At 50.9% G+C, this 10,549-nt stretch carries 6 protein-coding genes, 1 tRNA gene and 1 pseudogene; 4 read left to right on the top strand and 4 right to left on the bottom strand.

Features of this window, described 5'->3' with window-relative positions; all coding sequences use genetic code 11:
• A pseudogene (locus tag NXS13_RS07845) lies at positions 1–248 on the top strand (hypothetical protein); the annotation flags it as partial.
• A gap of 504 nt (positions 249–752) precedes the next feature.
• The gene (locus NXS13_RS07840) at positions 753–1,007 is read left to right on the top strand and encodes a hypothetical protein (protein ID WP_259079006.1); all 255 of its coding nucleotides are present in this window, start codon (positions 753–755) and stop codon (positions 1,005–1,007) included.
• A 618-nt stretch (positions 1,008–1,625) separates the two neighbouring features.
• Here the strand turns inward: NXS13_RS07840 and NXS13_RS07835 are convergent.
• The 3 genes from NXS13_RS07835 to NXS13_RS07825 all read right to left on the bottom strand — a co-directional run bounded on the left by NXS13_RS07835 (position 1,626) and on the right by NXS13_RS07825 (position 5,059).
• On the bottom strand, positions 1,626–2,030 hold the full coding sequence (locus tag NXS13_RS07835; RefSeq protein ID WP_259289581.1) for a hypothetical protein: 405 nt from the start codon (positions 2,028–2,030) through the stop codon (positions 1,626–1,628).
• A 1,667-nt stretch (positions 2,031–3,697) separates the two neighbouring features.
• Positions 3,698–3,773: transfer RNA gene (locus tag NXS13_RS07830), tRNA-Thr, on the bottom strand.
• Positions 3,774–3,862: 89 nt separating this feature from the next.
• On the bottom strand, positions 3,863–5,059 hold the full coding sequence (locus NXS13_RS07825; protein WP_259158519.1) for a DNA polymerase III subunit delta': 1,197 nt from the start codon (positions 5,057–5,059) through the stop codon (positions 3,863–3,865).
• A gap of 71 nt (positions 5,060–5,130) precedes the next feature.
• On the opposite strand from NXS13_RS07825, the gene NXS13_RS07820 reads away from it, so the two are divergent.
• Positions 5,131–6,654, top strand: coding sequence for an adenylate/guanylate cyclase domain-containing protein (locus NXS13_RS07820; protein ID WP_259079038.1), 1,524 nt, complete (start codon positions 5,131–5,133; stop codon positions 6,652–6,654).
• Between the two features lie 415 nt (positions 6,655–7,069).
• The gene (locus tag NXS13_RS07815) at positions 7,070–9,040 is read left to right on the top strand and encodes an OPT family oligopeptide transporter (RefSeq protein WP_259079040.1); all 1,971 of its coding nucleotides are present in this window, start codon (positions 7,070–7,072) and stop codon (positions 9,038–9,040) included.
• Positions 9,041–9,091: 51 nt separating this feature from the next.
• On the opposite strand, the gene NXS13_RS07810 is transcribed toward NXS13_RS07815, so the two are convergent.
• A complete protein-coding gene (locus NXS13_RS07810; RefSeq protein WP_259289580.1) occupies positions 9,092–10,498 on the bottom strand; it encodes a hypothetical protein in 1,407 nt (468 codons plus the stop codon).
• Positions 10,499–10,549 lie beyond the last annotated feature (51 nt).

The raw sequence follows: 10,549 nt of genomic DNA, 5'->3' as shown, positions 1-10,549 counted from the left end.
CGTCGGGGACTTCCCGCGGATTGAATTCCTCCGGTGGGGCGGGTTCGTCTCAGTCGGGTTCTCAAGGGCGTGGGTTTGTTCCGATGATGAATCAGGCCCAGCCTGGTGAGGATCAAGGGCGGAAGCAGAAGCGTCGGATTAGTAATCCGGTTGAGCGTGAGGGGAACCTTCGGGATCTTCTTGGTGATCCCCCGGTTGTGATCCCTAAGGTAATCGGTGGGTGGATCAGAGACGAGGACACCAACTAACACCAACCAGACAATATTTTCCGATCCCTAAGTATCACCCAAATTCGCGCACCCCAATTGGTATCAGCAACATACACACGGGCTCAGTCGACTAGCGCCGACGAGTTGTGAAACCGCGTAATTTACACCTCCTTGAGGCCAGGCGTTCTAGTACCAACAAAACTCTTCGTCACCGACGATTCTCGCTCGGCTATGAGGTTTCGCCATAACCAGCTCTCTAGCGAGTTTTTCAAAAACTCATATGACTGGATGGAACCTGTCCATCCCTTGGCTGTTATCAAATGGATCAGAAGAATCCCTTTTTACGAATGGTAGATACTGCCGATTATTCTGGTGCCTACAGGTGCGCACCTACAGCCAGCCTTCATCGTCCCATCATGAGAGAACTCATTAGTTTGATCAGCACCGAACGAGGAAGGGAACCTTCCACTTGCGGGTGATTCATCTTTCCAGCGTAGAAAGTAAAGTAACCGAAACCTTCCCCACGCTCATATACTAAAGAGAATGTATTTCTTCATCAGCCTCACCGCAAATCTTGTAGGGGCAATTTTTGCGGGAGTGCAATTTGCCCGAATCTGCACCAGTCTCACCGATGGAGGAGATAAAGATAGTGATCTCCCCCTCCTCCTGGCTTACGCACTCCTAGCCTTTAATATTCCATTTTTGAGCCCAGTGTCACAGAACTCAGAGGCCACAGTTTCGTTATTTATTACCCTCACTGCTATTTCTACGCTTGTGGTGAGTCGCTCAACAAAATAGACGTCACTGGGCATGGCGTTTACCCAATATTCGCAGAGTCATTTTTCAGCGAATCTAATAATAGTTGCAGGCCAGGACGCCTGATTCAAAGTCTCTTCAGAAGAACACATACCCAAATGCGAGAAAGTTTTTCGGCTACCGACTCCAAAGGAAGACCCCTCACTAGCCCCAGTGATATTACGTAATAGAATCCGAAAGCTTAACTTGGGCGCACTCTAGTGTTTTACAGTCGCTCCCTGAATAAGTCATCTTTTGAAGGGACCTTCCTACTCCTGTCAATACAGCTTTACTCTGCCATCGTGGCTACATTAATTGGTCCACAGTAAGCGAAAGCGCCCATCCAAATAGCCGCTTATCTACATGTGGCAATATCTGAATACGTGTCCTAGTAATTGTTTAGTGACTCATCTGGATACACGACTCGAGGTTGGTGCAAATCTGGCTAGGATGGGCGCAAGGCTACACGGTTAGCTTTTATTAGACTATGTGGCAGTTTTGAGGATATCTTATAAAAAAGACAACTCTTATGGAAAGTGTGCTTTTGGCATCAAATAGAATGATTGTTGCTATATAAACCCCCAAAATTATCTCTCATCATATTCTACATTGGAGTATTTCTCATGTGCTGAGCGGCAGGCACCTTTCCAAGAGGATTTCCATTTCTTTTTTTGGGGTTATAACTTTAGCCCGATCCTTAGCAGCATTCCGAACTTTCTTAAGTTTGTTTTCTACATTTGTTGGATGCGTTAATTTACCAACAGCTTGGGCTCCAATAAGGAAAGATGCTAAATCAGCCAGAAAAGCTGGCCAGAACTGTTTTAGCATGTCAGATAGATAATTTTCGAAGTTCAGTAAGCTAAAGTTAGGCATTCTGTTCAACCATAGATAAACGCTTATCCCAACAACAAACAATAAACAGATAAGAAGTAGAACTCCATTCTCAAAGAGTCGATCTCGCCGTTCTTCTTTTAAGCGCGTATTAGCAAATACATATTCTTCAGCTAAGTCATTAATATTAGTCAATTCCTGAATTTTCGTTATATTTCACCCCATAGATATATGATTGCCATTACCAATATTTCCTATGTAGTTTCCATAATTGTCCCTCATCATTGCTCCTAATAACTGGATATACACTCTTTATAACTTATGCTATCGCTCTCGGTAAGTATTGATTATTATTTCCCCCTATCTACCTCAATAGTTTTATATGCCTAATATATTTACTATACGAAGTGAACTCTTGAAAGGCAACTACTATCGTCTTACAATTTCAAAGTGCGGCTGTCTTTGAGCGTGAAGGCGATATTCCCGGTTTCGCGGGCGGTGGCGAGATCTATGAGTGTGTTCTTGGCTTCCTCACTGCAGTCCACGACCGGGTATTTGGTGCGGTAGACGTGAATTTGTTTTGTGCAGTGTTGGCGTTGGTAGATGTGGTGGATGTCTACTAAATCTGTTTATTTCATTCACTGTGGTGTTCATAGTCGGCTTAAAACTTCTCAATATCTTGTTTGGTAGGTGTCTTGGTCTAGAAGTTGGGAGGCATTAATAGTTATGAGTTGGTTTAGGTGCGTAAGGATCGCGTCACGGACGAAGGCTTCCGAAGCTAGTTATTCCTCTAGCTTCGCGGAGTGACAAGCTTGCGCAATGATCAGGTTCGGGGATTCTTGGCTTCGTGGTGGCGCGAGCCTGGTTATGACACCAGTGAATGTGTCTTGAATTTTTTTACCGCTTCGATGAGGTGTGGCACAGCCTGTGGAGTGTTCCTATTTATTGTTATATCGCCAAATATATCGGCGGTGTCTGCTGGTGGAGTGCCAGATCTTTGCGTCCACACCAACTCCCGCGCGGCCCGCCTTGCGGTCTCGTGCCGGCCCAGTTCCCACGTGGCAGGGTCGATGATAGGTTCGTGGTTACTTAAGACGTAGCACTGGGGTATTTAACCTTGGTTAGTCTTGATGGTTTTGGGCAGGAGGTCCGTGGTGAAGATTTTCTGCAGTAGCGCGTAGCTTTGGTATTTCTCGTTAGTATCGAACGTGATGCAAAACTGTGTCACGTTCCTAAATTTCTACTGCTATATGAACTTCACCTATATGAACTTCACCATAGAAAATAGCATCAGTGTATGGGGCTAAATCCACTTAACGAGTAACTCTGAAATAAGCCTAGACATTTTGACCCACTACTCCATTTCAGTTCCTGCATCACTCGACCCAGTCACTACGAATCTCGACCCCCTCACCGATATCTTCCATGGCGTAGGCGCTACTCTGATCAAGTTGAATACGACGTAACTGAGGTCGTGGATAAAGGCACTTAGTGCCTCATGGAACTATTCACCAGGCTGAAAACGCGATAGCTTCCTCTACATACTCCACGACAACACGCTGAGCATACAAGATGAGTGCGAACTACTGCCTTCCCCAGGAATAGATACAAACGTCAAATCGAACTCAAAGGTCTATTATTTCGTCCGAAGATCTATATCTAAAACTTTTCAACAAATCTCGCGAGTTCGGATCAAGAACTCCCCTGATTTCAGTATTCACAGCTTCTCATCCATCAGCTACAACTACCAATGCCACATCTACATCACAAGAAAACCTTTGAGCGCCGCGTATTTCCAAAGAAAATACGACCCTCAAGGGGGCTATCTCCCGCCCGAATTTTGTATCTGGATGCGTATTTAGTGGAGCCGCCTGTGGGAATCGAACCCACGACCTTTTCATTACGAGTGAAACGCTCTACCGACTGAGCTAAGGCGGCGCAAACGAGCTCTCTTCCACAACGGGAAGTAGCTCTTAGTCCACGCGGTGATTCTACATGATAACTGTGCAGATTTTCCAAATCGCTTATTAGCTCACCTTGGCAGCGATCCTCAGTCGCCCCACCATCGCATCCAGCGCAGCCTCGGGGCGCACATTGAAGCTAAAAGCCTCACGGCATTTCTGGATTCCATCGAGCGAAGCGATCAGCCCTTCAACTCCAATGGCGGAAAGCTCTCTAGCAAGCCCTTCCATATCGGGGTGGATGGGATCGATGGGGGAATGAGAGGCGATCATTAAAGCGTCGCGGTAGAGACCCATGAGATCTACTAGTTGCATATCCAGCACATCGCGAATGGCGCGCGTTTCACGCTTCTTTTGTTTTGCTTCAAGTTCCTTGATGTGGGAGGCTGCGCCCCCGAGTGCTTTGTGCGCCCCTTTTCCTTTGGCTCCCATACCAAGGGCGAGCCGCAGTTTATCAATCTCGCGCTCGTTTTCGGGCGCGAGGTTATCTATGGCAAATTTTTTCGCGCTTTTTACGATATCAGTCACTGCTTGGAAAGCTTGATCCCCGTGGCCTATGAGTTCGGCGAGGTTGAGGATCGCGTATCTGCGTTCTCTGGTTTTTTCGTCCCGGGCTAAGTGTCTGGCGCGACCAATATGGTGGCCACTGGCTGCCGCGGCGAGGTGCGCGACCTCGGTAGGGATGCCGTCTCGTATGAGAATCGCAGCCACTTCATCGCGGGTGGGCTGGGGGACGTAGATATGCCGCGAGCGGGAGAAGAGGGTGGGAATAATATCGTCAGGCGACGGTGCGCATAAAATGATGACGGTACGAGCGGGTGGTTCTTCGACAGTTTTGAGCAGCGCGTTGGCGGATTGTTCGGTCAGCCGGTCGGCGTCGTCAAGAATCACAATACGCCACCGCCCCACGGTGGGAAGCCCTGCTGCTGGTTCGATGACCTCGCGGCGCATCATCTCCACACCAATGGAGAGTTCGCGCGGGATAATATGGACAACATCGGTGTGGGCGTCGCGCCCCACTTTTGTACACGCTTCGCAGCGGCCACAACCTGGTACGGGACCGGTGCATTCGAGAGCGGCGGCAAAAGCGAGGGCTGCAACCGAACGCCCCGAGCCCGGTGGGCCGGTAAATAGCCACGCATGGGTCATGGCACTAGAGGCGGAACCTGCACGTGCGGCTGCTGCAGCACGGCGTAGTTCCTCAGCAACGCGTGCTTTAATGCCGAGTTGATTAAAGATATCGGGTACTGAAGAGTCGGTCACGCTTCCCAGCGTATTAGCATTATCAACTTTTCGTTGGGTGCCACGGGTTCAAGGCGGTTAAAGTTAGGGCCATGGAAAAAATGTGGGGATTCGTGTCCTGGCTGGCCAAGACTTCGTGGCCCCTATATACGGCCACGATCATTAGTTCGAACCTGTTAGCCGCTATAGGCATTATGGCTTTTGTTAATGTGCTGCTGCCGGTGGATAGTTTCGATATTTTAGCCCAGGCTCCACACATGGAACCCATTGGGTCTTTGCTGCTAATCACGGCGGTCACCACAGGAACGATCGCGACCTTTATCCTCTTCCGCCCCATCTTTGACTGGCAGCGTGACCCGGATCGCCACGATCCAAATATGGTACGCAATCTAGTCATGCGCATACCCTTTTATCAAACTGCTATTTGTGTGCTTTTTTGGGCGCTAGGAACGGCGATCATGGGCTTTTTCTCCGCCCGCACCTCCCCCAAATTAGCTGTCGTCTTAGTAGTTTCCATGCTGTTTACCACGCTCATGGCGGCGATGTTTACCTACCTGGAATCGGAACGGATCGTGCGCCCGATTGCGGCAGCAGCCATGGCACGTCGTTTTGAAGATTCCACACTGGAACCGCCGATTAAATTCCGTTTACGATTGACGTGGGCACTTACTTCTGCGATCCCTATATTGGGAATTCTATTGCTTTTAGTAGGCCACCGTTATGGGTATTTCCTGGGGCGCTTGGATGCTCTTATTCCAGCGATTGCAGCTTTGGCTATTGCGGCGTTAACAGCCGGATTTTTGGGAACCACGTTGGTTATCATGAGCGTGGTGGATCCAATTGTGGAACTCAAAGCCGCTATTAATAAGGTGCGCCACGGAGATACGGATGTTCAAGTAGATATTTATGATGGCTCCGAAATCGGTTCCTTACAGGCGGGCTTTAACGAAATGATGCGGGGGCTCAAAGAACGTCAACGAGTCCGCGATATTTTTGGCCGCTATGTTGGTATTGAGGTAGCCAGACGCGCTTTGGAGGAGCGGCCGGAATTAGGTGGAGAGAATCGCGAAGTGGCGGTGCTTTTTGTCGACGTTATCGGTTCGACAACCTTTGCGGTAGATAATGATCCCCAAGAGGTCGTTGAGGAATTAAATCGATTCTTCGAACATGTGGTGGAGGTGGTGCACCGCAATAAGGGGTTTATCAATAAATTTCAGGGCGACGCTGCACTCGCGGTCTTTGGAGCGCCCTTGGCCTTATCGGATTATGCTGGTCACGCTTTACAAGCGGCTCGAGAACTGCGTCAAGGTTTAAAAGGGATGCGACTCGAGGCTGGTATTGGGGTGACGGCTGGAACCGTAGTGGCCGGCCATATTGGAGGTCAGAACCGTTTTGAATACACCGTTATCGGCGATGCTGTTAACGCGGCGGCACGCCTAACGGAGATTGCCAAGGATACCCCTGGAGCGGTTATTACCAACGCGGCAACTTTAAGATTAGCCAATGAAGCTGAGCAGGCGCGGTGGACCTTAATGAAATCGGTGGAGTTGCGCGGGCGCAATGCCATGACGCAATTAGCGCGCCCAATTAGGCCGACATTGGCTGACCGATCCTAGTTGCGGGTGACCTCGTTATACCGACTCGCAATACCTACTTCTTACAATCATGAGATAGTAGGGTTTGTCACATTTTTCAGCAAAGAGTTTACAGTGTTCTCGCCGCGGATATATTTCTAAACACCCTCCAAGCACTGCCAAAGGCTCAATCTCGTCGCTGCCGATTAACCCGTTGTCCTTATATCTGTGAATGTATACACAAATAGACAATCTGATAGGTATAGCTTAGGATTTTCGATATCAATCGCCGATTTTGGGGCTTATTTTCGCAAGAAGATGGAGGTCGCTCCGAGATTTACTAGCACCGTTTTTGCTCGCGTCTTGGTGTCAGCACTTTCCTTTGCAGCTACGAAATTGGAGATTGTTTTCTCAACAGTTTCCACACCCTCACTTCAGGTAGCAGAAAGGCGGACGCGTGTCTCTTACTCATACACAGACCTCTCGTGATGTCCGCGAATTAACAATTCGCTCCATCATTCTCGGTGGTCTTATAACTCTCATTTTTACTGCGGCCAATGTTTATTTAGGCCTCAAGGTTGGTATTACTTTCGCTACCTCTATCCCAGCTGCCGTCATCTCCATGGCTGTGCTGCGCCGATTCGCCGATCACTCGGTGGTAGAAAATAATATTGTCCAGACTATCGCTTCCGCAGCAGGCACGCTCTCGGCCATTATCTTCGTCCTCCCTGGTTTAGTCATGATCGGTTTCTGGTCTGGATTCCCTTATTTCACCACCGCCGCTGTCTGCGCCCTCGGCGGCACGTTAGGCGTGATGTACTCCATTCCTTTGCGCCGCGCTCTCGTTACCGGCTCAGACCTGCCGTATCCCGAAGGAGTGGCGGCCGCTGAGGTGCTCAAGGTTGGCGATAGCAGCGCCGATGGATCGGCTGCAGCTGAAAACCAGCAGGGATTGAAAGTAATCATCGCCGGCGGTTTGGCCTCGGCAGGATTTGCTCTCTTAGCAGCCATGAAAGCAGTTGTTGGTGGGGTTTCCTATCCTTTTAGGGTTTTTGCTGGCGGCACCATGATCGGCGGTTCCTTTTCGCTAGCCCTTATCGGCGTGGGCCACCTAGTGGGTGTTGGTGTAGGTGTGGCCATGATTGCGGGGCTCCTGATTTCTTATGGCGTCCTTTTGCCATATTTCTCGGCCGCAAGTATAACCTCCGGCACAGAGCTTGCCACCGCTGTGAGCACCACCTTTGGTACCGAAGTGCGCTTTATTGGTGCTGGCACCATGGCAGTAGCCGCGGTGTGGACACTCGCTAAAATCATCGGCCCCATCATTAAAGGCATCAAGGAATCCATCTCCTCCTCTCAGCTGCGGCATAGTGGCCAGGAGGTGCCTATTACTGAGCGCGATATTCCTTTTAAGATCGTTGTTGGCGTTATTTTAGCTTCGATGCTGCCCATCGGTGCTCTTTTATATCTCTTCGTTAATGTCACCGAGATCGCCCATCACACCACCACCCTGGTGCTGCTGAGTATTCTCTTCGTCCTGCTCATCGGATTGCTGGTGGCTTCGGTCTGCGGGTATATGGCGGGTCTGATCGGTGCCTCCAACTCCCCTATCTCGGGCGTCGGTATCATCGTGGTTTTGGCTGCTGCGCTGCTCATTAAGGCCGTAACCGGCGATGAGGCTGATAGTAATGCGCTCGCGCTGGTGGCCTATACGCTCTTTACATCCGCTGTGGTCTTTGGCATGGCTACGATTGCCAACGACAATTTGCAAGACCTCAAGACCGGCCAACTCGTCGGCGCTACCCCCTGGAAGCAGCAGGTAGCCCTAGTAATCGGTGTGCTGTTCGGCTCTTTGGTAATCCCCCTTGTGCTCGAGCTTATGCTCTCTGGCTTCGGCTTTGTGGGTATGGAAGGTGCGGGGGAGAATGCCCTCGCCGCACCCCAAGCTTCCCTCTTATCGTCGGTTGCCAACGGAATCTTAGGTAGCTCCCTTGACTGGTCACGGATCGGTCTGGGTGCCCTAATCGGTGTCGTTGTCATTATTATCGACGAGACTTTGCGGAAAACTACTCAGGCCCGCTATACCCTCCCCCCACTAGCTGTGGGTATGGGCATGTACCTCCCAATCGCCTTGACGCTGATTATTCCAATTGGCGCCTTCTTGGGTCGTGCTTATAACCACTGGGCCGATAAACAAAATAATCCTGAGTTCTCCAAACGCATGGGTACTCTTCTGGCCACGGGACTTATTGTGGGCGAATCCCTCTTTGGTGTCCTTAATGCGGGCATCATTGGCGCCACTGGCTCCGAGGAGCCTCTGGCCCTCTTCGACTTCGGCGAGGCCACCAAGCTCATCGGTATTATCGTCTTCGCTGGCCTTGTAGCGGGCTTGTACCGCCATGTAAAGATGCTCAGTTCGAAAGTTTAAAGCGATAAAAATCCCCCTCAAGAACACTGCGGGTACCTTGAGGGGGATTTTTTATGCCTGCGTCTTCTTTGTCATCCATAGGCTGCCCAGCGCAGCAAGGTTAAACCCGATCAAGACATCAATCGCGAGAATAACAGCAGCCTGCGATCCAGAGTTTCCAAGTGCTACCAGCGCAGCCGTGGGATAGTGTACTGGGAATAGCGCACTCAGTGCCATCCAGGTACTGTGAGTTTCGTTGATAGCGGCGAGATGCCAGGCCCAGCCCACCACAGCGATCTGCCCGACTGCTATAACCAGGCTCAGAATCTGGGCCACAACGTCGCTAAAGTGACGGGATAGCACCATCCCAGCCATCATTGATGCCAGGGAAACGAGGCCGAGGATGAGCGCGACCATCGCACTATCTCCCACGGAGGCTCCGGTCGTGAGAATATGGAACGAAATGGCTCCGACAAGAGAAATCAGAACTGTAGTTAAGGCCATTATCACCCTATGATTGCGGCTGGCAAGCGCGGAGCCGAGCAGGATGAGCGCTGCGATTAGAAAACCATACATGGGGGCTAGGGCTTTGGTAATACCCTGCTCCTCTGCCTGCTCAGTTCCTACTGGGGCAATAGGCATAGCGCGTTGTACGGCTCCTATGCGATCTTTGGTTAGATTGGCCATATCATTAATCCGAGCGGCCCCGCCCTTTAGCTGCTCGACTGCTTGGAGGGCTTCACCTGCCCCATTTTCTAACTGGACGAGCCCATCGGCTAATTCCTTGGAGCCCTTGGTGGCGGTATAGACGCCGTCATGATAGGCAAATCCTGGGGCAGCTAGCTGATTAGCTACCTCTCGCGATCCGTCGCGCAATTTTTCCAACTGACCTTTGAGAGCTGGGTCAATCTGGAAAGTCATGGCGCGCTCTCGAAGGTCTTTGAGGTTGCCTTTTAAAGCTATTACTTCAGGATCCTTCGAGTCCTCGATTTGGGCTAGATAGTTATCGAGGGCGCTAATGATTTGCCCGCGCACTACTTCAAAGCCGACCACCTGGTTCACGGCCTGTTCCACACCATTAGCAACGTCGGTGGCCCCAGCGCCAAGGCTACCGGTGGCATTTTGCAATTCCACCAAACCTTGGCTCAGCTGTTGGGAGCCTTCCCGTGCTCGGCGAATTGGATCCTCTATATCCGCGGTGGCGCCGTCAATCGCTGCGGTGGCATCGACGAGTTCTTTCGTGCCGCCTATCAGGAAGCCGGCCTGGGAGTTTGCTTCGCCTGCCGCTCGTCGGGCTTGGATAAGAGCCGAATCGTCGACGGCTTGCGGGGCTCCTGATTTTTCCTCACCCCGCGACCACGAATCAGCAGGGTCAATGCCCTGGAGGACGGTAAAGATCGCTCCGACCACGAGGGGGAGGCTTAAGAGGAGGATAGCGATAATACGCTGGAGGGTTTGTGAGATACGACGCTGGCTCATAGTTCTCTACGGTATCGGGGGCAGCGCAGGTGGTGGCTAAGGCACACCGTC

The organism is Corynebacterium sp. ES2730-CONJ (genome assembly GCF_024834055.1).
Taxonomy (GTDB): domain Bacteria; phylum Actinomycetota; class Actinomycetes; order Mycobacteriales; family Mycobacteriaceae; genus Corynebacterium.
Note: the sequence above shows the minus strand (reverse complement) of the source record. Positions and strands in the feature narration are given on the sequence as shown.